Here is a 21,688-nt window from a genome sequence, read left to right on the forward strand (position 1 = left end):
CTATATACAATAAATGAACTTTTTTATATATTCGTTGTTAGTATTTTGTATTTCCTGAACAGTTCCGTGAGAAATGATCTCCCCTTCATATAATACTGCTATTTTGTCAGCTATTTTAAATGCACTATGAATATCATGTGTAATCGTGATAATTGTAGGACGAAGATCTTGAGATAATTTTATTATTATCTCGTTTACTACATCTGACATGATTGGGTCTAATCCTGAAGTTGGCTCATCCAATACAATAATTTCTGGGTTGTGTGCAATTGCTCTTGCAAGTGCCACTCTTTTCTTCATTCCACCTGATAGTTCTACTGGAAACATGTCTGCTATGTTTTCTTCCAGTCCAACGTCATTTAACTTCTCGATTGCTAGGCGTTTTGCCTCCTTTATGCTGATATTAAAGCGTTTTTTATAATTAAAAGATATATTTTCCCACACTGTAACATAGTCAAACAAAGCGGAATTTTGAAATAAGACTCCAAATTTATTTTTGCTTTTACTATTTATTTTAATAGACCCTGAGTCTGGTGTCAGTAATCCAATAATTATTTTTGTTAATACAGATTTACCACTTCCTGAGCCGCCAAGTATGACTAATGATTCTCCTTTCGATATATTGAAAGTTATGTTGTTTAATATCGTTCTATCATCAAAGGATAAGCTTAGATTCAATATTGATATTATGGGGCTATGCATGTATTAAAGTAATTAAGTAATTTGCTAAAATTATCAATATAGAGGATATAACAACAGTTGATGTTGTTGCAATACCTACTCCTCGTGCACCTTCCCTACAATGGTAACCGTAATAACAACTTGAAACAGAAATTATGGCGCCAAAAGCAGTCGCTTTCATCAGCCCAACAATAAAATCGTACATATTAAAGAATTGAGCTGTATATTTTATGTATATATTTAAATTGTGGTTAAATTCAAAGACTGCGGTGACATACCCTCCAAATATTCCTATTAGATCTGCACATACTGTAAGTATTGGAAATACTATAACTGACGCTAGAATTCTTGGTACAATTAAATATTTGAAAGGATTGATGTCCAAAGTTGTAAGTGCATCTATTTGTTCAGTGATGCGCATCGTGCCAATTTCTGCTGCAATTGAGGACCCAACCTTTCCTACCATTATTAAGCTGATCAAAACTGGCCCTAACTCTTTAATGATAGTGATCGTAACAAGTTTAGGTACTACTTGTTCTTGATTAATCAATATACCACTTAAGCTACTCTGTAAAACTATCACTGCTCCTATAAAAACTCCAGTGAGCCCAACAATTGGCAAAGAGAAAAAGCCTATCTCTATAATTTGTCTTGCCACATTGCTAAAATAATATGGAGGAATAAAGCAGTGATATAGAGATTGAATAAAAAATACAAATGCGTTACCAATCCTCAACAGAAAGTTCATAAAGCATCTACCGATTATTCTAACGCTGTCTATATTAAAGGAACTCACTTTACATTTATCTTAGCTAAAATTAGTTTTACTGATTTTATTAAAATTTTTATTAACTTCGCCAGAGTATAGTCAAGATATGTCTTAAGTTCAATATACTTTGATCAAAATGCTTGAGTTTAAGTTTATAAGACTGAATTGTATAAGAAAACCTTACTTATTTCGCTATTTACTTCTTGTAAAAAACATGCTACTAATAAATTGTGTTATATAATTGAATTGGAGTAAGTTTTGGCAGTTCCGAAGAGAAAAAAGTCAAAGTCAAGGCGTAATATGCATCGTTCTCATCATGCTATTAAGCCTAAGAATATTGTGGTATGTGCAACAACTGGAGAATTCATGTTGCCTCACAACATAGCAGTTGACAATAGTTACAAAGGAAAACGTGTTTTCATTAAACAAAAGGCGGAGTAACTCATGATATGTTACCCACGGTTAACAACAACATAGTTATCGCACTTGATGCTATGGGAGGGGATTTTGCACCTCTTTCCGTAATTCAGGGTGCTAGTTTTTTCTTGGATAATCTTGTTGACCCAGGTGTTGAAGTTTTTTTTCATATTTATGGAGATCAGGAAGAAATATCTCCTTTGCTTTCAAAATACAAAAAAGTAAGCGATAACTCCGAATTTACCCATTGCTCTGATAATGTTCTTCCAAATGATAAACCCTCTTTTGCACTGAGACATCGCAAAGATTCAAGTATGAAGGCAGCTGTTGAAGCAGTGAAAAAAGGTAAAGCTTTTGGAATGGTGTCTTCAGGCAACACTGGAGCATTGATGGCTATCTCCAGATTTATTTTAGGAACATTACCCAATATCTATCGTCCTGCTATTGCATCTATCTGTCCAACTAAGACAAAAAGCTTTGCATTGCTTGATCTTGGTGCAAATGTTGACTGTAATACTGACTCATTATTTCAATTTGCATTAATGGGGAGTATATTTGCAAAAATAGCATTAAAAGTTGAAAATCCTGAAGTCGCTTTGCTAAACATTGGTACAGAAGAAGTGAAAGGTACTGACTCAGTAAGAGGAGCTTTTGAGTTACTCAAAAATGCTCCAAGTATTAACTTCAAAGGATATATAGAGGCAAGTGAATTTTTAGATGGTAATATAGACGTGATTGTTGCTGATGGTTTTGTTGGTAATGTAATGCTCAAGACAGCTGAGGCAACTGCTGGTACTTTTATCAGTCTAATAAAACAGGAAGTATTTAATTCATGGATGACAAAAATGCTTGTCGGCATATTGTTGAAACCCAAGCTAAATAAAGCATTAGAGCGTTTTAATCCTAAAATTAGAAGTGGAGCTATGTTTTTAGGGCTAAATGGTATCATTATAAAGAGCCATGGAAATTCTGATGCTATTTCTTTTGCTCACGCTATAAAATTTGCAGTAAATGCAATCAGTGAAAATTTAAACCAGAAGATAATTAACGGGGTAAGTCATATTGAATAAAAGTTTCATATTGAGCACTGGTTCTTACCTACCAAAAAAAATTTTGAGTAATAACGAAATTGCATCGATAGTTGAAACAAACGATGAATGGATAAGGCAAAGAACAGGAATAGTTCAAAGACATATAGCAGATGAAGGAGAACTAACGTCAGATTTAGCTGTTAATGCAGCGAAAAATGCTATAGAAAAAGCGAAAATTTCAATAGATGAAATTGGTTTGATCATAGTTGCAACAACAACACCTGACAAAACTTTTCCTAGCTGTGCAACGATTATACAAAGTAAATTAAAATGTAAAAACGCATTTGCTTTTGATGTACAGGCAGCATGCTCTGGTTTTATATATGCAGTTACAGTTGCTGATTCACTTGTAAAGTCTAACGATAGAATTAAATACGCGCTTGTTATTGGTGCTGAAATAATGTCTAGGATTGTTGATTGGGAAGATAGGTCAACTTGTGTACTCTTTGGTGATGGTGCTGGTGCAGTGATAATGAAATCAGAAATGAGTAGCAGTAGCATTATATCAACAAACTTACACTCTGATGGCAATGTGGACTTATTATGTACAAACGGAGGAATATCCTCTACTTGTGATTCTGGAAAGATACTTATGAATGGAAGAGAAGTGTTTAAACATGCAGTAGAGAAATTAACAGCCTCAGTAGAGGAAACTCTAAAATGCAATAGTTTGAAGATTACTGATATTGACTGGTTAATTCCCCATCAAGCAAACATTCGCATTATTGAAGCAGTAGTAAAGAAATTAGATTTTCCTATAGAAAAAGTAATTAATACAGTTGATAAGCATGCAAACACCTCAGCAGCGTCAATTCCACTAGCCTTAGACTATGCAGTACAAGAATCAAAAATAAAGTCAGGAAATCTGATATTGCTGATTTCAATAGGTGCAGGTTTAGCCTGGGGTTCTGTGTTACTGCGCTATTAGACTTCCTATTACCCACGTTTCTTTTTTCTCAGTTTTATCGTTACATGCTGTACTGACAAAGTTTTGAGATATTATCACAAACATTATATTCACAAGAAATACTTGACTTCACGTGTACTAAGAAGCATTTTATATATGATGTGTGCCCGTAGCTCAGTTGGATAGAGCAACAGCCTTCTAAGCTGTGGGTCGTAGGTTCGAATCCTACCGGGCACATTCTTCTATCAATGCTTTCTATAAATTTTCAAGTATTCTGGTACCACATTTTCAATTGCTAGTGGTCTAATTTTCATTGTTCCGAGATCATCTGACTTTTCGATTGAACTATTCATCATAACTTTCACCTGATCTCGAGTAAGTATAGGGCTTGCATCTCCGGTTATAGGTTTTAACAGCACAGAAACAACTTTACTTTCTAAGAAAAAGGCTATCAATCTTGCCATTGGAAAAGGTACATTGATCAGTAGACACTTTCTGTTAGTCACATTCAGAATAAACTTTAATAAGCTTTTAAAAGAGTAAACTTTTGGTCCACCTATATTATAAATTTTTTTATCTTGCTTATTAAAGCTGATAATACGATATACCACTTCAGCTAAGTTTGTTACACATATCGGCTGAAATTTCGTTATTCCACTACCGATTAACGGCAAAAAAGGAAGAATTGTTGCTAATCTTGCAAATTTATTGAAGAAACTATCTTCTTTACCGAATACAAGACTTGGCTTAATTATTATTGCTCCCTGAAATGCTGAAGTTACAGCTTTTTCACCTTCTAATTTACTTTGGGCGTATCTTGACAGCTTACTATTTTCTATTCCCATGGCAGAAAAATGTATCATCATGTATACACTTTTTATTTGCGCAGCTTTTGCTATTCTTTCAGCTACTCCAACATGAACGTCATAGAAATCGTATTTTCTTTTTTCATATAATATTCCTACTAAATTTATAACAACATCACACCCCTCCATACTTTCTAAAATTGATTTTTCATTAAAAAAATCTCCTTCAATTATTGATATTTGTCCTAAATTTCCACATAACTTCAGACAAGCAGCTTTTTCCTGATCACGAGTAAATATTCTTATTAAATACCCCGCCGCTGCCAAGCGTCTTACGATGTGTTTTCCTATAAATCCCGTTCCACCAAAAATAACTATACGTTTTATCACAGTTAAAACTTCCAATAACTTAACTTTAAATTAATACAATAGTTTTATTTAATATTCTATTGTGAATTCCTGCACTATAAGGTCCATTCTCATTCCATGAGAACCTTTAACTAAAATTACATCATTATCTTGAACAATATTAGCTAAATTACTTTTCAATTTGTTAGAATCATCGAAATGCATGCCTTTTATATTCTCCGGTAAAAGTTTATTCAATTCTAACATAAATTTACCAACCGTATGAACTTTATTCACATTTTGTTCTACTATAGAGTCAAGCAATTCTGTATGAAATACTATGCTTTCATTACCAAGTTCTAACATATCGCCAAGTAGTGCCACTTTTCTTAAATTAGAATATGTACCTAAAGTTCTTATTGCAGCCTTCATTGAAGTAGGGTTAGCATTATAGGAGTCGTTAATCAAATGTACTAATTTTCCATTGTATTTAGCTTGATGAACATTACCTCTACCTTCTGTTACAGTAAAATTCTCAAGTACTAGTGGTAATTTAGATAAATCAAGTTCGAGACTTTGCAAAACTGCTGTAACAACTAATGCAGAGTATGCAAAATGTTCGCCTTTTACAGGTAAATTACAGTTCATAATTTGACCATTGTTCAGTTTGATTTTTAAATTTAGACCGTTATCGTCTCTTATTAGGTCTAACAAACAAATAGTAGCACTTTCATTCTTACCAAAGCTTACTACATTTCTGTTAGCATTTGATAAGAGATAATCATAATGTTCATTATCCTTATTCAAAACCAAAGTACCATTATTTTTCATACCATGTAGAATTTCTAATTTCGCTTGCGCAATATCAAGTAGAGATGAAAAATTTTCAACATGCGCAGGTTCAATGTTGGTAATAACTGCAATATCCGGATTGCTAATCTCCGATAATTCTTTTATTTCACCAGCTCTACTCATTCCTATTTCAAGGATTAAGTACTGGCAATCTTCTGGCGCTTTTAGAATCGTAAAAGGCAATCCTATATTATTATTCAAGTTACCTTCATTTACATGAGATACTCCATAATGCAACAAAACAGTGTTAAGCATATCTTTTGTAGTGGTTTTCCCAACACTACCTGTAATTGTGATAACTTTAGCATTAACAAGAATATTTCTAATGTAATATGATGCCATATTATGCAAAGCTTTTAGAGTATCTTGCACAATAATTAGAGGAAAATTTCTATATTTATCTTCGCTTACTACCGCAGCAACAGCTCCTTTTAAAAATGCTTCATGTAGAAAATCATGCCCATCAAATTTCTTTCCCTTGAGAGCAATAAATAAATCACCTTTTTTTATGCTTCTTGTATCCGTTGAAATATTTGAGCTATATACCGAATTACAAACACCCTCCCCTCTTCCGCCAGTAGCATCGATAATATTATTTGCGTTCCATTTTAACATAATTTATCTTTAAAGGTAATTTGAACAAGAAAAGCAGCAAAAATACTACATACTTTGGTAATGTACAAATAATGATTGCTATTTCTATAATTTCATCTTATAATAGATATACAAGCTTAAACATTTTCGTCTATAATTAGGTGTATTTTACCATCTGATTGTAGAAAGTGATTTGGAGGTATGTATGGCAAAAGATGAGTCAAATAAAAAGTCTATTTTGGCTAAGATAAAAGGCGTGTTTTTTCTTGTGCCTAAAGCACTTATTTATCCTATAAAGAAACCGTTTGCTTCAATTGATGAAATGAAGCATGATGCTAAAGTTTCATTAAAAAACGCTGTGAGTGATGTACCTAAAGAAGAAGAGAAATATGACCCACCTATAAAAACCACAGAAGCTAGTAAGTACCTTGGCATACAAATAATAAAACAAGAAAAAGGTAAGGTAAGTTTTTTAGCGTCAAGAACTTTAACGGGGGATATACCTTACTTGAGTCCAGAGAAATTAGATGAAATAAGGGAAGATCTGCCCAATATAACTATTTTTAGAGAAGAAAACAAAATTGTAATTGAAGTTGATGTTGAAAAGATTATCCAAGAAATAAAAGATAAAAATCTAGGTATGGATGAAAAAGTAATGAAAAAGTACGCTCTTGAAGGAATTTATAATAAGATTGATTGTGATCTTAAAAATTTGGCAAAAATTACTGGTGGAGAGTTTAAAGTTCACACAGATCGGAAATTGCTGTATGGTATTGCAGAAAAGTTGTATAGTGGATATGATAGTAAAAAGCAGAAGTCACAGGAAGTTGTAAGGCCTATGGATAAAGAAAAATCATCAGAGAAAATTTTAAATAATTGGCAAAAAGCTATTAAACAAGATTTTGAAAGTTGCGAAAGCATAAGAGGTAGGGGGAAATAAATTATGGAGAGTGTTATGAAAGAAGTTCAAATAGAGGAAAGGTATCATAGCCTAACTGTTCCTGGAGATATGTATCATTTACAACCAGAAGTTATTGCTGCAAGAAGGGCAAATAGAATAGAAACGTTTTCAAAAAGACACCAAATGGACTATGGGTCAGTTTTGCGTGGACAAGATATACAGCTAAAAGACGTTTCAAGTCTTGAAGATGCTTCTAGCGAAGCAGCAATAAGCCCACCTTCTACACCAAATCATAAGCAAAATAGAAGAGGACCAGGAATTTAATAAAGTATGGGTAGTACAGCTTATGATGACACTAATATCTTTGCTAAGATATTAAGAGGTGAGTTGTATTATGAGGAAATACATAAAAATGAAAATGTGCTAGCTTTTCGTGATAAGTATCCTGATGCACCAGTTCATATTCTAGTTATACCAAAAGCTCAATACGTTTCATACGATGATTTTGTTCTGAAAGCTTCCGAAGAGGAAATAGTAAGTTTTTTTAAAACTGTTAGAGAAATAGCACATAAATATAACTTAGAAAAAACAGGATATAGATTAGTTACTAATCACGGTAAAGATGGAGAGCAAGTTATACCGCACTTTCACATACATATTTTAGGTGGTAAAAGATTAGGAAAGCATGTAAATTCATAGTGTTATATGTTTTTTAAATGAGTGAATATTTAACTATATTAATTTTTATCTGTGTATCAATTGTATTATCCTTTACTTTAGGTGTATTACCTATGTTTCTTGCAGTCAGTAACCCAGATGGTGAAAAGCTTTCTACATATGAGTGTGGCTTTAATCCTTTATCAAGAGCCAGAAAAAGTTTCGACATAAAATTTTACTTAGTTGCAATATTGTTCATAATATTCGATTTAGAAATTGCTTTTCTTTTTCCTTGGGCCGTTTCTTTATCTAAAATAAGCTATTACGGATTTTGGTCTATGATGATATTCCTTGCAATACTTACTATAGGCTTTATTTATGAGTGGTGTAAAGGTGCGTTGGAATGGGAGTAAATTTATCTAATGGCGACTGGAATCGTTACAAAAAAGAAGGTTTTCTTATCACTAAATTTGGTGATTTAATAGATTATATAATGAACTGGGCAAGGTCTGGTTCATTGTGGCCAATGACATTTGGTCTTGCATGTTGCGCAGTAGAGATGATGCACACTGCATCCAGTCGTTATGATCTTGATAGATATGGCATAATCTTTCGTGCAAGCCCAAGGCAAGCAGATGTTATGATTGTTGCTGGCACGTTAACTAATAAAATGGCAGCAGCATTGCGTAAAGTTTATGATCAAATGGCAGATCCCAAATACGTCGTTTCTATGGGAAGTTGTGCAAATGGCGGTGGCTATTATCATTATTCTTACTCAGTAGTCCGTGGTTGCGATAGAATTGTGCCAGTTGATGTGTATGTTCCTGGATGCCCTCCAACTGCTGAGGCGTTGCTATATGGAATGCTATGTCTACAAAATAAAATAAAACGAACTAAAAATATATAGCATGGATAAAACTGCAAAATACATACAAAAAAAGACTAAATGTGAATGTATTCAGAAAAATGATGGCACTATTGTAATATATTCAGCTTTGAATGACATTGAAAATCACTTACTCTTTCTACGTGATGATGAAAAGTGTAGGCTTGAATTATTAGTTGACGTTTTTGGAGTTGATTACCCAGATAGAGAAAAACGTTTCGAGCTAATATACAATTTGCTCAGCGTTGTACACAATATCAGAGTGCACATAAAGCTTCAGTTATGTGAAGGTGATATACCTCTAAGTGTAGCAAAGATATTTAACGCAGCTTCGTGGTTTGAGCGTGAAGTATTTGATATGTATGGAATAGAGTTTTCTGATCACCCTGATTTACGTAGGATTTTAACGGATTATGGATTCAAAGGTCATCCAATGTTAAAAGATTTTTCTCTCACTGGCTACGAGGAAGTAAGATACGATATAGAGACAAAAAAGGTTATATATAATCCTATAGACTTACCGCAAGATTTTCGTATGTTTGACAGCTTATCCCCTTGGGAAGGTAGGAAAGCCACAAAAGTAAATATAAAGGAGTAAAAAATGACAGCACAAAGAAAAAAAATATCTTTGATTGGCGCAGGAAATATCGGTGGAACGCTTGCCCATATGATTGCACTAAGAGAGCTAGGAGATATTGTTTTGCTTGATGTCAGCAATGGAATACCACAAGGTAAAGCGCTTGACATTGTAGAATCATCTCCTATTGATGGGTCTAATGTCAATATTACTGGTACAAATAGGTATGAAGATATAAAAAGCTCTGACGCAATTATAATAACTGCTGGCATTGCCAGAAAACCTGGAATGAGCAGAGATGACCTTCTGCAAACTAATGCTGCAGTAATGAAAGAGGTTGGGGAAAATATTAAAAAACATTCTCCAAACGCATTTGTAATAGTGGTTACCAATCCTTTAGATGCTATGGTTTCAGTAGTACACAAATCTTCAAGTCTGCCAACTAATATGATTGTTGGTATGGCAGGAGTGCTTGACTCTGCTCGTTTTCGTTATTTTCTTGCAAGTGAGTTAAATATTTCTGTCGAAGATGTATCTGCTTTTGTGCTTGGAGGACATGGTGATACTATGGTACCACTAATCAATTATGCTTCAATTGCTGGCATTCCACTTACCCAAATCATTGAGATGGGTTTGATTACGCGAGGAAAAGTTGATGAAATAGTTGAGCGCACTCGTAATGGTGGAAAAGAAATAGTTGATCTACTTAAATCTGGATCTGCATACTATGCTCCTGCATCTTCAGCCATAAGCATGCTAGAATCATACTTAAAAGATAAAAGGCGTATATTACCATGCGCTGCTTATCTTAATGGTGAATATGGTGTGAAAGACTTATTCATTGGTGTTCCTACTATTATTGGCAAAAATGGAGTTGAGAAAATTCTAGAAGTTAAGATGGATGATAGTGAACAAGAGATGTTCAATAAATCTGTAAATGCAGTGGAAGAGCTTTGTCGGCTAAATTAATTGTCCTATATAATTTCTTTGAGCTCAAGTTTTGTAAACAGCTTAAAAAAATTATTTGTAGTTATTTTTGCTACTTGTTCCGGCGATTCATTCCATAATTCTGCTAAACAATTCACAACATATTTCACCATTGCCGGTTCATTTTTTCTTCCTCTGTAAGGCTCAGGAGATAGATAAGGTGCATCAGTTTCAACTAAAACACGTTCACGTGGTACATTTTGTGCAATTTCTCTGAGTAAGCTCGCATTTTTAAAAGTAATAATTCCAGAAAATGAAATGTATAATCCCAAGTCCATAGCTTTATAAGCAAGCTCCTTAGAAGAAGCAAAGCAATGCATTACTCCACTAAAAGCGTCTTTCTTCATTTCTGAATTTAACATATCAATCATCTCACTATCAGCATTTCTAGTGTGAATAACTAAAGGTAATCCCGTTACTCTTGCTGTTTCTATGTGTGATACAAAACTTTCTTTCTGATAGCTTTTGTTATCAGATTTATAAAAATCTAATCCGGTTTCACCGATACTAATTACCTTTTTGCCCTTAGTAAATTCAATCAATTCATCAGCATTTATACACTCACCTTTTTCCACAGTAGTATCAAGCGGATGTATACCAACGGAGCAGTAGACTTGATCATAGGATGAAGAGATTTTTAATAATTTAGGGATATCATTAATGCTTATACATATGTTATGCAAAATTCTCACACCATTTTGCTCTGCTCTTGAAATTACCTTTGGTATTTCATCACCAGAAAAATAAATTAGATGACAATGAGAATCAATTATCATAAATAGATCCTTTTATGATAGAAGAAAACTCTTCTATCACTTTTTTATAAACTTCTTTTTTGAACGGTATGGCACTGGCTACCAAATCATCTACATTTTGCCAACGCCACTCTTTGAACTCTGGATGATCAGTATAGTTAATATTAATATCCTTATCCTTCCCACAAAATTTCATTAAGAACCACCTTTGCTTTTGGCCAGAATACTTCCCATTCCAGCATGTTGGTATAACTTCCTCAGGTAAGTTGTAGTATATCCAATCTTTATTTTGGGCCACAACTTCTGCTTTATCAGTACCAGCTTCCTCCAATAGCTCACGTAGCGCTGCCTGCTCTAGCTCTTCACCATCATCAATTCCACCTTGTGGCATCTGCCAATAAGAGTCACTATCAAAGCGTTTTCCAATAAAAATATTTCCTTGTTTGTTAAATAACATTATGCCAACACAAGGGCGATACTCTTTCTCTTCACTAATCACAAATGCTCTCTGCTGCTAAATTATCTATCATAGAAGTTCCAACTACTTTTTTACTATTCATTTTTTCAACAATTTTTTTTGCAACTTCTTTTGCGCTTAAGTTTGAGTTATCAATTTTAAGTGAACCTTGAGGCACAAATAGTTTCTTTTCTTTAATTCTTCTCATAGCAAAATCTGAATCAGTAATTTTTCTCCTATGATTATTGTCCAGTAGAAATTTCAAATTTTGTAAAATCTTTAAAAACCCAGTTATTTTTAAGAGTGTAGAAAATAGTTATAAGAAATTTTCTAGCAGTAGCAGTTATAGCCTTAGCAGAACCACGCTTCTTTTTTATATGTTCATAAAAGCTTTTCAAGTAAGGACTGTAACGTACAGCAATCCAAGTACATTGAACTAAAGAAGTACGCGCTATTTTTGACCCTCGTTTGGTAATTCTTCCAATTGTACATTGCTGATTAGATTGAGAAACTCTTGGTACAACTCCAAAATATGCAGTAAGTTTCTCAGGTCTACGGAAATCATTAATGTCTCCAATTGTTACAATAAAAACAGCTGCAGAAATTGGACCTATTCCCTTTATGCTGATAAGATTGCTGAACCCAGGAAGTTGTTTAGCGAAAGCTATAATTTCCTTTTCAAGCTTTTTAAGGCTTTCTCGGATAGCTTCTAAATGATAGCTAATCACTTCAATTTCAACTTTTTCTAAAGGATCCCAATTATGCTTTTGAGTAGCACGTTCAAATCCTACTTTAGTTGTAAGTACTTCTTTTTTAATTTTTATTCCATGGTAATTAAAAAGACCATGAACTTTATTGATTAAAGATACCCGTGACTTTACTAACTGATCTCTCGTTTGAAGAAGAGAAGCTAACTGCTGGCATTGTTTGTTTTTGCACCTTGCCTCAGGCAACATATCTTTGCTGAGAAAGAAAGCAATAGCTCGTGCATCATGCTTATCTGTTTTGTTCACAGAGCGACGAACAACTTCAAACTGCCCAGGAGCAATTATTACTATGCATTTAACGTAAGGTGAAACTGCATCATAAAAGAAACAGCTATTACCTGTTGCTTCTATGGCTACTTCATCTGTTTCTTGAAGATCTTTGGTGAAATTATCCAAGTCTTTTAAGCGAAACGTTTGAATATGCTCAGGTTTCCCTTCCTGTAAGTAACAAGCAGTAAAACTATTGGTATGTAAATCAACTCCAATGTGACGCATATTTTTTCCTCCAATTGCATATTTCAATATATCAGAGTAGAATATTGCCGGTTGTTCCAAACTCCTATACGAGGTCATCACATCACATTTTGTGAGCCTCACGATGATTTTCGGTGGCAGGGGCAGTTAATCTCTCCTTTCTCACCCATATCACCTTTTATTCCCATAGTTCCATCTACTCCTTTAGGACCAATATCACCTTTTTGTCCTTGTATGCCTGGAGAACCTTGATCACCTTTATTACCTCGTAAACCTGGAGGACCTTGTATACCTTGAGGACCTGGTAATCCAATATCTCCTTTTGATCCAGGTGCACCTGGCTCTCCTTTGTCACCTTTAGAGCCAGTATCTCCTTTAGAACCTTCTGGACCAAGAAAACCTCGGTCACCCTTATTACCTTTGGAACCTTGCTCGCCCTTTAACCCCGGTTCACCGTTACGGCCTGATTCACCCTTTTGGCCTGGAGGACCTTGTACGCCCTTAACTAACGCTTTTAAAGAATCTTCTCGCTTTACACGCTCACCAAAAAAATGTGCTATTCTTTCTGAAAATCCCATGGAATTAAGTTGATCTTTTTCCATTATAGCTACTGCTAAAGGATTTAGATGGGTTCTGTTAGAAGAAAATTCGGTAACAACTTGATTAATACTTGGAGTTATTCCATTAGTGCCTTGATTCCCTTTTTCTCCTTTAGGTCCTATAGGACCTTTATCTCCTTTTGATCCAGGCGCACCTGACGTTCCAGTATCTCCTTTAGAACCTTCTGGACCAAGAAAACCTCGATCACCCTTATTACCTTTGGAACCTTGTTCGCCCTTTAACCCCGGTTCACCGTTACGGCCTGGTTCACCCTTTTGGCCTGGAGGACCTTGTACGCCCTTAACTAACGCTTTTAAAGAATCTTCTCGCTTTACACGCTCACCAAAAAAATGTGCTATTCTTTCTGAAAATCCCATGGAATTAAGCTGATCTTTTTCCATTATAGCTGCTGCTAAAGTATATAGATGGGCTCTGTTAGAAGAAAATTCGGTAACAACTTGATTAATACTTGGAGTTATTCCATTAGTGCCTTGATTTCCTTTTTCTCCTTTAGGTCCTTGATCGCCTTTTGATCCATGCGCACCTGACGATCCAGTATCCCCCTTGTCACCTTGAGGACCAGTCAATCCATAGTAGCCCATATCACCTTTTACTCCCCTTACACCTGGCTCACCTTTAGGACCTTGTACACCAGTATGTTCTAATCTTTCAATTCTGCGTTTTAAAAGTTCAATTTCTGTTTCTAAATTTATATGTTCTTGAATATTCACATCAACCTCCAAAAAGTTATCAAAATTTTCTAAGTTGTAATAATAAGGATATGGACCTGGTCTATTGTCGCGCTCATACCCAAAAGAATTAGGGTTAAAATCATGAAAATTTTTGCATGTGCTATTTTCATACGATATGCAACCAACATAATTATTGCCTAACTTTTTTACTGCGAAATAGTTATCTTGCGTTTCCAAGCTCTCAATTTCATGAAAAGGAAATAACTCGAATGTATTGCGTGCAAGACTGAACTGTGGAAAGATATGATTCAATATGCCAACTTTTCTACCAGTTGAATCATATACATTAGCACTCTTATAGTATCTGTATATATATTGCGATTCCTTAAAAAAATAGTCTCCTATTTCTATTTTCAATCTTTTATTAGGTGAATTTTGAAGATCCTGAACAGTAAGGGTGATATTTTTGCTACTAATTATGTCTTTTGGATCTATTAAAACCTTCCTGTTTTCTAGCGGTGCATAATAAATACTACAGCTTTCACGATTATATGTGTTAACATAGAAACCATTTGTGTAACCATGAGGTATACGATCAATAGTATCTATGATAGTATTTTTGCCATCATAGTAATAATAATAAGGTTGATCAGAAGTAGTAACTAAAGCAAATTTGTAATCATTTCCTACCTTTTGTAGCTTTAGTTGTAGCCCTTGGAATGAGTCGTCTAGTGTACTTTCCCTGTTATTCAAATCCAGAATTTTAAAACGCTGATTATCATCTCCGGTGATAATGTAAGATGCACTATTCAGGCTAAATGTTGTTTTGTTATTTAATCTTATTTGTGCAGGTACCCTACGACCAGTTCTATTATTACAATCATTTTGTGAAATATCTTCTTTTTCTAGTTTAAAACGCATCTCCACCTCCCTTTGCGATTAGATATAATTAATTTATGGGTATTAATTATTGATTAATAATGATGATCAGTAAATATAATTATATTTTATACTAATTTAATTATAAATTAATTTGTGAAAGAAAGTTATCCTTTTTAAACTGATTATAAAAAGGTTTTATATTATCCAGCTTCTTACCACTACAGCTCTTTCATCTTATAGATGATATCGCTCCAGTGCTTGATACTGAAATCTAGTTCTTCCATAATCTCGTTGGAAACGTTTTCAGTATAGGGATAAATTTTATTAATCTACAGAAATACCTTTACCCTCAGGATAAAGAAGCTAGTTAAATTTGTCAAGCAATTTTTTCATGACCAGCTAGATAAATAGCTACTTCTTCAATTTGATTGAGGTGAAAAATTGATTGCCGTTGCGATAAATAAGCAGCATTACTGAATCTTTGCCGTCTTTTTTTACTGCTGAATCAATTTGTTTTTGAAAATCATTAGTATTTTCAATATCGATTCCATCTAGTTGGATAATTATATCACCTTTCTTAATAACACGTAGTGTAGAATTACTACTACTATCTACACTAATAACTACTACACCCTTTGTGGGTGCATTATTTTTTAGTTCTTTTGGCAAATTTGAAACGGTTAAACCACTTATATAACTAGATGTTGATTTATTTTCTTCTTGATTATTACCTGAATCATCATTTGTAGATTCCTCGATTGCAACCTTGATATTGACTTCTTTACCTTTTCTAAGTAATTTAACCTGTACTTTCTTTCCGGGCTCAGTTCGTGAAACCATATGAGGTAATTGCGTCATTCTATCAATTTTTTTGCCGTCAAACTCTAATAGTATATCACCTACTTTGATTCCTCCTTTCTCTGCAGGACTGCCCTTTACTACGCTTGCAACTAATGCACCTTTAATATCTTTTAAACCTAAGGATTCAGCAAATTCTTTTGTTATAGGCTGAACTTGCACACCAAGCCAACCATGTTTTATTTTTTTACCACTTTTTAATGTGTCAATAATTGAAATAGCTAGATTAGATGGTATAGCAAAGCCTATACCCACGTTACCGCCAGACTCAGATGGGGAATAAATAGCAGTATTAATACCTATAACTTTTCCATTTAGATGAAATAGTGGTCCCCCTGAGTTACCTCTATTAATTGCAGCATCAGTTTGAATAAATTCATTCATAGTACCAATACTAATGTCTCTAGATCTTGCAGACACAATTCCTTTACTTACAGAGCCACCTAAACCAAAAGGGTTGCCTATTGCAATAACTGTATCACCAACTCTTGCTTTATCAGAATTACCAAATTCAACAAAAGGAAGATCTTTATCAGAATTAATCTTAAGCGCAGCAAGATCAGTTTTTGCATCATAGCCTAAAACTTCTGCTTTGAAATAACTATTATCGTTCATAGTAACTGTAATATCTTGGGCATTTTTAATAACGTGATAGTTGGTTACTATGGTTCCACTTTTATCTATAATAAATCCAGACCCAAGTAACGTCACTTCTCTATTAATGCTAGGAGCTCTATCAAAAAATTGATCAAAATGCTCGAAAAATTCTCTAAAGTCATCAAAGAAATTATTTCTTGGTGTAAAGGGAATTTTAGTTCTACTGTTATTTTCTTGCTTAACTATTTGCTCACTTGAAATATTTACAACTGCGGGAATAAGTTCTTCTACTATATCAGCAAGCCCTTTGTTACAACTGCATACAGGATCTGCAACTGTTTTTGCAAACAGATTAGCATATGAAGAAAATGAAATTAAAAAATATGCAAATATAGATAAAATAAATGCTTTACTTTTCATAAGCTATTTCCATCCCTTGTTCAAAATATCTAAGAAATTATTATTTGGTGAAAGCACAAATTTAGTATTACCCTCAACAAATGATTTACTGTAAGCTTTCATAGAGCGATAAAAGTTAAAAAACTCTTCATCAACCTTGAATGCCTCATTATAGATTCTAGTTGCTTCAGCATAACTACGGCCTCTTATTTCATGTGATTCTTTTACTGCACTAGAGACAATTCCCCTTTTTAATTTATCAGCTTTTGATCTAATTTCTTGTCCAGCTTGTTCTCCTTCTGCTCTAATTTCTTTTGCTTCCTTTTCCCTTTCAGTTTGCATGCGGCGGAATATTGCAGAACTATTTTCTTCTGGTAGATCTGCTCTCTTAATTCTTACATCTATTATTTCTATGCCAAATTTTCCAGCTTCAGAATAAACTCCACGTTGAATTAATTGCATAACTTCTGATCTCTTTTCATTCAACAAACTAATTAATGAAAATCTTCCTATATTCTCTCTTATGTGAGCTTCTATGACAGGATATAATCTTCTAACTAGCCCTGATTCATTTTTCACAGTTTGGTAAAAAGTGATAGGATCTATTATTTTATATTTTGCATAAGCATCTACTATAATACGCTTTTGATCTGCAGTTATCACTTCCCTTGGAGTTTTATCAGGACTTAGATCTAAAATTCTCTTATCAAGAAATTCTACGTTATTTATAAATGGTAGCTTAAAATATAAACCACTGTCTTTAACATCTCTGACGACTTTACCTAATTGTATAACTATCGCTTGTTTTGTTTCTTGAACAACAAAGATTGAATTAGATAATGCAATCAATAATGCAACAAATACAAAAGCAAAAACAATTTTAATATTACTACTCATGACTATTTTCCTAGATTTGTAAGAGGTAAATAAGAGAACATACCTTTTAGATCGTCTGTTATAACAAATTTATCTACCTTGCTAAAAATATTTTCCATAGTTTCAAGATAAATACGATTCTTAACAAGAGAAGGATTTTGTCTATATTCTTCATGAAGAGATAAAAAGCGATTTGCATTACCTTTTGCTTCATTTATTATTTCATTCTCGTATGCTTCTGCATCTAATTTTATCTTTATTGCTTCACCTTTTGCACGAGGTATAATATCATTACTGTAAGCGTATGCTTCGTTTATGATACGCTCCTTATCTGCGCGAGCACTTTGTACATCCCTAAATGAGCTAATCACCTTTTCTGGTGGATCAATTTTTTTCATTTGAATGGATAAAATCTCTATACCCATTTGATATCCATCAAGAATCTGTTGCAATAAAATTCTAGTATCTCTGGAAATTTCAGCCCTGCCTTGACCTTCGAGTGCAAAAGAGATCGTATTCTTACCTATTATTTCTCTCATAGCACTTTCAGCAGCATTTTTAACGCTAAAACCAGGTTTATAATCCCGCACTTTGAATAAATAATCTTTAGCATCCCTGACTCTCCATTGGACCTCAAAGTTAACGTTGACTATGTTCTCATCTCCGGTGAGCATCACTCCTTCACCACGATCTGTATCTCGCCCATAAGAGCTGCTTATGCCAATTTCTTCACGATTTACTTCTTTAACATTCACTTTAAAAACCTTACCAACAGGATAGGGAAAGTGATAGCGCAAACCAGATGTTTCTGTATTGGAATATTTGCCAAAAGTAAGTTCTATACCTTCCTCACTCGGATGGACAATATAGAAACCAGTACAAAAATAAAACAACAAAACAATGAAAATGATGAAATAAGGTTTTTTCCCTCTATTTCTGGTTAAGCCATTAAAAAAGCATCTTATATCAGACACAGCTTTACTTAAAATATCTTCATTACCTGGACCTGACGGTTTCTTTCCAAGATTCCAAGGATTACGCTCATCCATAAAAATTATTAATTGTATAACTAATACGCTGATATTACTTAATCTTATCAAAAAATGCAAAACTATTTTGTTTACAAATTAATGATCAGAGTGAAGGATGTGATCATACACTTCCTTTTTTTCTATATGTTATGGTCAATTCTACAGAATTTCTAGCTTTTTTTGAATTCTTTATTGTCGTTTTTGATAAGTATCTTTAGTTGTATATTAATTATTAACATAAAAGACAATGCCTGGGATTTAGGAAACTTAATTTTAATCAAGTAGCTGCATAATAAATCATTGTCAAGTGATGGAATGACATTATCTACTATGCAAATTACCTGCAAATTGTAATGTTCAAACAATTGTGTATCTGAGTTTTGAGATGACGAAACTAGAGTTGTATAATCTATACATATTTGTGATAACTTCTCACCTTCGCTCAAATAACTTTTCAATATCGCTTAATTTCATTTCTATATAGGTTGGCCTTCCGTGATTACATTGTCCAGAATAAGGTGTCTTTTCCATTTGCCTCAATAATTCATTCATCTCCTCCAATTTCATCTTTCTGCCTGCTCTTATTGATCCATAACAAGCAATTGTGGCTAGTATTTTATTCACCTTATCCTCTATAGGTAATGTATCTTCTATTTCTGTTAGTCTATCCACTATATCAATGAGCATTCTCTTTGTGTCTATTGCTCCTAAGATTGCAGGAACTTCTTTTACTATGATCTTATTTTCTGATTTAATTTCAATCTCAAAACCCATCTCAAAAAGTTTATCTTTATAAGTTTTAATCATTTCCATTCCAGCTTGATTTTTGATTTCAATCATTTCAGGCAAAAGAAGTTTTTGTCTTTTTATACTTGATTTCTCCTTTAAGCACTCGTATACTAGTCTTTCATGGGCTGCATGCTGATCTACTATAATTAGTTTGTCTCTTACCTCAGCAATAATATAAGTATTGTAGATTTGACAGTGTGCAAACCCAAGTGGATAATCCCTTATTAGATCGGTTTGTTTCCTTTCCAAAATTGTAGTTTCTGCTCGTGGAGGAGATTTTTGCATACCAGTATAATCAAACGATTTTGAATGTTCTGATAAGCTTTTTGTCTCTATATTTGGAGAAGTAAATTCTCTCATTAATTGGTTTTCAAAAGGATCTGACCTTCTTTCATAAAATTCATTTTTAAGACTAGACCTACTAAAAGGATCTGATGATAGATGATTCGTTGTTGTTCTAGTCTGGGCCAATACAGTTTCTGCAAGATCTATTCTCTTTGATAGCACTTTTATTAGCCCTCTTCTCACTATTTCATATATTAGCCTCTTGTTCTGAAACCTTACCTCTGATTTATTTGGATGCACATTTACATCAACTTGATCATACGGTATCTCTAAGTGCAGCGCTGCAAAAGGATATCTATTGCTTGGAATAAGGTCGTGATACGCATAACGAATTGCACCAATAAGTAGATTATCTTTAATTGGTCTACCATTAACAAATGTATAGATCTGAGTTGAATTGCTACGATTGACAGTAGGTTTACAGATGTATCCTGTAAGTCTAATGCCATCTTCTTCTTCACTAATTTGCAAAGAGTTTTCATGAAATTCTTCTTCTACTTCGCATAGCCTGCTAAATAATGAGGTCTGCTTAGTATACTTAAGAAGCTTCTTATTATCGGAGATAAGAGTAAACTCAATTCCATAATTGATCATTGCTAAGTTGTTTACAATATCAACAATGCTTTGTGTTTCTGCCCTTTCGGTTTTGAGAAATTTTAGTCTATTTGATGTGGCAAAAAATAAATCTCGTACTTCAATATATGTTCCTGTCGATAAAGGATAAGGAACAAGCTCTTCTATTTTTTCTCCCCCCTCATATCTTATAGACCATGCTTGATCTGCTTTGCTTGCCTTAGATGATAATTTTATTCTGCTTACTGCTGCAATTGAAGACAAAGCTTCTCCTCTAAAGCCAAGATGCTTAATCTCTATCAATTCACTATCACTCAATTTTGAAGTAGCATGGCGCATAAACGCAAGTTCTAAATCATCCTTTTTTACTCCGCTACCATTATCGATCACAGTAATGAGGTTACGCCCACCACTTTCTATTCTAATTTCTATCTCTGAGCTTTTTGCATCTATTGCATTTTCCACTAATTCCTTTACCACACTTGCAGGCCTTTCTATTACCTCTCTTGCTGCTATACGATTTATGGTTTTTGTATCTAAAAGAACTATTGCCATTATAATGTTGGTTTTTCTTTTACTGCTTTAGTTTGCTCCTCTCTCCATTTTTTTAATCTATCTGCAATTTCACTATTAGAAATCGATAATATAGATGCAGCAGTAATAGCGGCATTGCATGCTCCACTCTCTCCTATAGACATTGTTGCAACTGGAACACCTTTTGGCATCTGCACTATAGATAATAGACTATCTAGCCCATTTAATTGCTTGCTATGAACAGGAATACCGATAACAGGTAAATAAGTAAGCGATGCAGTCATACCGGGTAAATGAGCCGCTCCTCCTGCACCAGCTATAATAACCTTAAAGCCTTTTTCTTGAGCAGACTTAGTAAAATTAAAGAGTCTCTCTGGTGTTCTATGTGCGGATATTATAAATACATCATGTGAAATTTCCAATTCTTTTAATAGGTTAATAGCATGCACCATAGTGCCATAATCCGACTCGCTTCCCATAATTACAGCAACATCCTTTTTCATTTTTTCTGTATTAGACATGATTTTATTTACTAACCAAATAGTATTTCAGAAGCAACAAATATTTGAATTAAATTACGAATATG

General features: G+C 33.8%; 24 protein-coding genes and 1 tRNA gene. 11 read left to right on the forward strand and 14 right to left on the reverse strand.

What is annotated here, in order from left to right:
- Nucleotides 1–702, reverse strand: coding sequence for an ABC transporter ATP-binding protein (locus EJB00_RS00875; RefSeq protein ID WP_015588287.1), 702 nt, complete (start codon nucleotides 700–702; stop codon nucleotides 1–3).
- On the reverse strand, nucleotides 695–1,477 hold the full coding sequence (locus EJB00_RS00880) for an MlaE family ABC transporter permease (RefSeq protein ID WP_012481974.1): 783 nt from the start codon (nucleotides 1,475–1,477) through the stop codon (nucleotides 695–697). Before EJB00_RS00880 ends, EJB00_RS00875 begins: the two co-directional genes overlap by 8 nt.
- Nucleotides 1,478–1,708: 231 nt before the next feature.
- On the opposite strand from EJB00_RS00880, the gene rpmF reads away from it, so the two are divergent.
- The 4 genes from rpmF (at nucleotide 1,709) to EJB00_RS00900 (ending at nucleotide 4,102) form a co-directional block, all read left to right on the forward strand.
- The gene (gene rpmF / locus EJB00_RS00885) at nucleotides 1,709–1,891 is read left to right on the forward strand and encodes a 50S ribosomal protein L32 (RefSeq protein WP_006014434.1); all 183 of its coding nucleotides are present in this window, start codon (nucleotides 1,709–1,711) and stop codon (nucleotides 1,889–1,891) included.
- Nucleotides 1,892–1,899: 8 nt separating this feature from the next.
- Entirely contained in the window at nucleotides 1,900–2,937 is a 1,038-nt protein-coding gene (gene plsX, locus EJB00_RS00890; RefSeq protein ID WP_015588286.1) for a phosphate acyltransferase PlsX, read from the forward strand.
- Nucleotides 2,930–3,886 carry a beta-ketoacyl-ACP synthase III gene (locus tag EJB00_RS00895; protein WP_015588285.1) on the forward strand — a complete coding sequence of 319 codons (957 nt, stop codon included), beginning with the start codon at nucleotides 2,930–2,932 and terminating at the stop codon, nucleotides 3,884–3,886. Before plsX ends, EJB00_RS00895 begins: the two co-directional genes overlap by 8 nt.
- A gap of 142 nt (nucleotides 3,887–4,028) precedes the next feature.
- A tRNA-Arg gene (locus tag EJB00_RS00900) sits at nucleotides 4,029–4,102 on the forward strand.
- An 8-nt stretch (nucleotides 4,103–4,110) separates the two neighbouring features.
- Here EJB00_RS00900 and EJB00_RS00905 read toward each other — a convergent pair.
- Both EJB00_RS00905 and EJB00_RS00910 read right to left on the reverse strand, forming a co-directional pair.
- Nucleotides 4,111–5,061 carry a complex I NDUFA9 subunit family protein gene (locus EJB00_RS00905; RefSeq protein ID WP_015588284.1) on the reverse strand — a complete coding sequence of 317 codons (951 nt, stop codon included), beginning with the start codon at nucleotides 5,059–5,061 and terminating at the stop codon, nucleotides 4,111–4,113.
- A 48-nt stretch (nucleotides 5,062–5,109) separates the two neighbouring features.
- Nucleotides 5,110–6,486, reverse strand: a complete 1,377-nt coding sequence (locus tag EJB00_RS00910; RefSeq protein WP_135352737.1) for a UDP-N-acetylmuramoyl-tripeptide--D-alanyl-D-alanine ligase — start codon at nucleotides 6,484–6,486, stop codon at nucleotides 5,110–5,112.
- Nucleotides 6,487–6,670: 184 nt separating this feature from the next.
- On the opposite strand from EJB00_RS00910, the gene EJB00_RS00915 reads away from it, so the two are divergent.
- Genes EJB00_RS00915 through mdh form a run of 7 tightly spaced genes read left to right on the forward strand, consistent with a single transcriptional unit; the run spans nucleotide 6,671 to nucleotide 10,455 of the window.
- Nucleotides 6,671–7,405, forward strand: a complete 735-nt coding sequence (locus tag EJB00_RS00915) for a hypothetical protein (RefSeq protein ID WP_015588282.1) — start codon at nucleotides 6,671–6,673, stop codon at nucleotides 7,403–7,405.
- 3 nt (nucleotides 7,406–7,408) lie between these two features.
- The gene (locus EJB00_RS00920; protein WP_041581354.1) at nucleotides 7,409–7,690 is read left to right on the forward strand and encodes a hypothetical protein; all 282 of its coding nucleotides are present in this window, start codon (nucleotides 7,409–7,411) and stop codon (nucleotides 7,688–7,690) included.
- A gap of 6 nt (nucleotides 7,691–7,696) precedes the next feature.
- Entirely contained in the window at nucleotides 7,697–8,065 is a 369-nt protein-coding gene (locus EJB00_RS00925; RefSeq protein ID WP_015588280.1) for an HIT domain-containing protein, read from the forward strand.
- 17 nt (nucleotides 8,066–8,082) lie between these two features.
- Nucleotides 8,083–8,436 (forward strand): NADH-quinone oxidoreductase subunit A, encoded by a 354-nt coding sequence (locus tag EJB00_RS00930; protein WP_015588279.1) that lies wholly within the window; start codon nucleotides 8,083–8,085, stop codon nucleotides 8,434–8,436.
- Nucleotides 8,427–8,930: a NuoB/complex I 20 kDa subunit family protein gene (locus tag EJB00_RS00935; protein WP_015588278.1), complete on the forward strand. Its 504-nt coding sequence runs from the start codon at nucleotides 8,427–8,429 to the stop codon at nucleotides 8,928–8,930. Before EJB00_RS00930 ends, EJB00_RS00935 begins: the two co-directional genes overlap by 10 nt.
- A 1-nt stretch (nucleotide 8,931) precedes the next feature.
- On the forward strand, nucleotides 8,932–9,507 hold the full coding sequence (locus EJB00_RS00940; RefSeq protein WP_135352736.1) for an NADH-quinone oxidoreductase subunit C: 576 nt from the start codon (nucleotides 8,932–8,934) through the stop codon (nucleotides 9,505–9,507).
- A 3-nt stretch (nucleotides 9,508–9,510) separates the two neighbouring features.
- Nucleotides 9,511–10,455, forward strand: coding sequence for a malate dehydrogenase (gene mdh, locus EJB00_RS00945; protein ID WP_015588276.1), 945 nt, complete (start codon nucleotides 9,511–9,513; stop codon nucleotides 10,453–10,455).
- Nucleotides 10,456–10,460: 5 nt separating this feature from the next.
- Here the strand turns inward: mdh and EJB00_RS00950 are convergent, their stop codons facing one another.
- The 10 genes from EJB00_RS00950 to purE form a co-directional block, all read right to left on the reverse strand.
- Nucleotides 10,461–11,249, reverse strand: a complete 789-nt coding sequence (locus EJB00_RS00950; protein ID WP_135352735.1) for a TatD family hydrolase — start codon at nucleotides 11,247–11,249, stop codon at nucleotides 10,461–10,463.
- Nucleotides 11,239–11,727, reverse strand: coding sequence for an RNA pyrophosphohydrolase (locus tag EJB00_RS00955; protein ID WP_015588274.1), 489 nt, complete (start codon nucleotides 11,725–11,727; stop codon nucleotides 11,239–11,241). The genes EJB00_RS00950 and EJB00_RS00955 overlap by 11 nt, the downstream gene beginning before the upstream one ends.
- Nucleotides 11,720–11,863: a hypothetical protein gene (locus EJB00_RS00960; RefSeq protein ID WP_225416329.1), complete on the reverse strand. Its 144-nt coding sequence runs from the start codon at nucleotides 11,861–11,863 to the stop codon at nucleotides 11,720–11,722. Before EJB00_RS00960 ends, EJB00_RS00955 begins: the two co-directional genes overlap by 8 nt.
- Before the next feature lie 64 nt (nucleotides 11,864–11,927).
- Nucleotides 11,928–12,947, reverse strand: a complete 1,020-nt coding sequence (locus EJB00_RS00965; RefSeq protein WP_135352742.1) for an IS110 family RNA-guided transposase — start codon at nucleotides 12,945–12,947, stop codon at nucleotides 11,928–11,930.
- A gap of 98 nt (nucleotides 12,948–13,045) precedes the next feature.
- Entirely contained in the window at nucleotides 13,046–15,139 is a 2,094-nt protein-coding gene (locus EJB00_RS00970; RefSeq protein WP_136132825.1) for a collagen-like protein, read from the reverse strand.
- Between the two features lie 372 nt (nucleotides 15,140–15,511).
- The gene (locus tag EJB00_RS00975; protein ID WP_135352942.1) at nucleotides 15,512–16,975 is read right to left on the reverse strand and encodes a DegQ family serine endoprotease; all 1,464 of its coding nucleotides are present in this window, start codon (nucleotides 16,973–16,975) and stop codon (nucleotides 15,512–15,514) included.
- A 3-nt stretch (nucleotides 16,976–16,978) separates the two neighbouring features.
- The gene (gene hflC, locus EJB00_RS00980) at nucleotides 16,979–17,851 is read right to left on the reverse strand and encodes a protease modulator HflC (protein WP_135352941.1); all 873 of its coding nucleotides are present in this window, start codon (nucleotides 17,849–17,851) and stop codon (nucleotides 16,979–16,981) included.
- A gap of 2 nt (nucleotides 17,852–17,853) precedes the next feature.
- Nucleotides 17,854–18,879, reverse strand: a complete 1,026-nt coding sequence (gene hflK / locus EJB00_RS00985; protein WP_015588174.1) for an FtsH protease activity modulator HflK — start codon at nucleotides 18,877–18,879, stop codon at nucleotides 17,854–17,856.
- Between the two features lie 414 nt (nucleotides 18,880–19,293).
- A complete protein-coding gene (mutL, locus tag EJB00_RS00995; RefSeq protein WP_135352939.1) occupies nucleotides 19,294–21,123 on the reverse strand; it encodes a DNA mismatch repair endonuclease MutL in 1,830 nt (609 codons plus the stop codon).
- A complete protein-coding gene (gene purE, locus EJB00_RS01000; RefSeq protein WP_015588176.1) occupies nucleotides 21,123–21,623 on the reverse strand; it encodes a 5-(carboxyamino)imidazole ribonucleotide mutase in 501 nt (166 codons plus the stop codon). Before purE ends, mutL begins: the two co-directional genes overlap by 1 nt.
- Nucleotides 21,624–21,688 lie beyond the last annotated feature (65 nt).

The sequence above is a fragment of the Wolbachia endosymbiont of Drosophila mauritiana genome, assembly GCF_004795975.1.
In the GTDB taxonomy this organism is placed as follows: Bacteria; Pseudomonadota; Alphaproteobacteria; order Rickettsiales; family Anaplasmataceae; genus Wolbachia.

Coding starts and splice junctions, on each gene's coding strand:
- EJB00_RS00875 (WP_015588287.1), bottom strand. CDS start 702: ATGCATAGCCCCATAATATCAATATTGAATCTAAGCTTATCCTTTGAT.
- plsX (WP_015588286.1), top strand. CDS start 1,900: ATGTTACCCACGGTTAACAACAACATAGTTATCGCACTTGATGCTATG.
- EJB00_RS00910 (WP_135352737.1), bottom strand. CDS start 6,486: ATGTTAAAATGGAACGCAAATAATATTATCGATGCTACTGGCGGAAGA.
- EJB00_RS00915 (WP_015588282.1), top strand. CDS start 6,671: ATGGCAAAAGATGAGTCAAATAAAAAGTCTATTTTGGCTAAGATAAAA.
- EJB00_RS00920 (WP_041581354.1), top strand. CDS start 7,409: ATGGAGAGTGTTATGAAAGAAGTTCAAATAGAGGAAAGGTATCATAGC.
- EJB00_RS00925 (WP_015588280.1), top strand. CDS start 7,697: ATGGGTAGTACAGCTTATGATGACACTAATATCTTTGCTAAGATATTA.
- EJB00_RS00930 (WP_015588279.1), top strand. CDS start 8,083: ATGAGTGAATATTTAACTATATTAATTTTTATCTGTGTATCAATTGTA.
- EJB00_RS00935 (WP_015588278.1), top strand. CDS start 8,427: ATGGGAGTAAATTTATCTAATGGCGACTGGAATCGTTACAAAAAAGAA.
- EJB00_RS00940 (WP_135352736.1), top strand. CDS start 8,932: ATGGATAAAACTGCAAAATACATACAAAAAAAGACTAAATGTGAATGT.
- mdh (WP_015588276.1), top strand. CDS start 9,511: ATGACAGCACAAAGAAAAAAAATATCTTTGATTGGCGCAGGAAATATC.
- EJB00_RS00950 (WP_135352735.1), bottom strand. CDS start 11,249: ATGATAATTGATTCTCATTGTCATCTAATTTATTTTTCTGGTGATGAA.
- EJB00_RS00965 (WP_135352742.1), bottom strand. CDS start 12,947: ATGCGTCACATTGGAGTTGATTTACATACCAATAGTTTTACTGCTTGT.
- EJB00_RS00970 (WP_136132825.1), bottom strand. CDS start 15,139: ATGCGTTTTAAACTAGAAAAAGAAGATATTTCACAAAATGATTGTAAT.
- EJB00_RS00975 (WP_135352942.1), bottom strand. CDS start 16,975: ATGAAAAGTAAAGCATTTATTTTATCTATATTTGCATATTTTTTAATT.
- hflC (WP_135352941.1), bottom strand. CDS start 17,851: ATGAGTAGTAATATTAAAATTGTTTTTGCTTTTGTATTTGTTGCATTA.
- hflK (WP_015588174.1), bottom strand. CDS start 18,879: ATGGATGAGCGTAATCCTTGGAATCTTGGAAAGAAACCGTCAGGTCCA.
- mutL (WP_135352939.1), bottom strand. CDS start 21,123: ATGGCAATAGTTCTTTTAGATACAAAAACCATAAATCGTATAGCAGCA.
- purE (WP_015588176.1), bottom strand. CDS start 21,623: ATGTCTAATACAGAAAAAATGAAAAAGGATGTTGCTGTAATTATGGGA.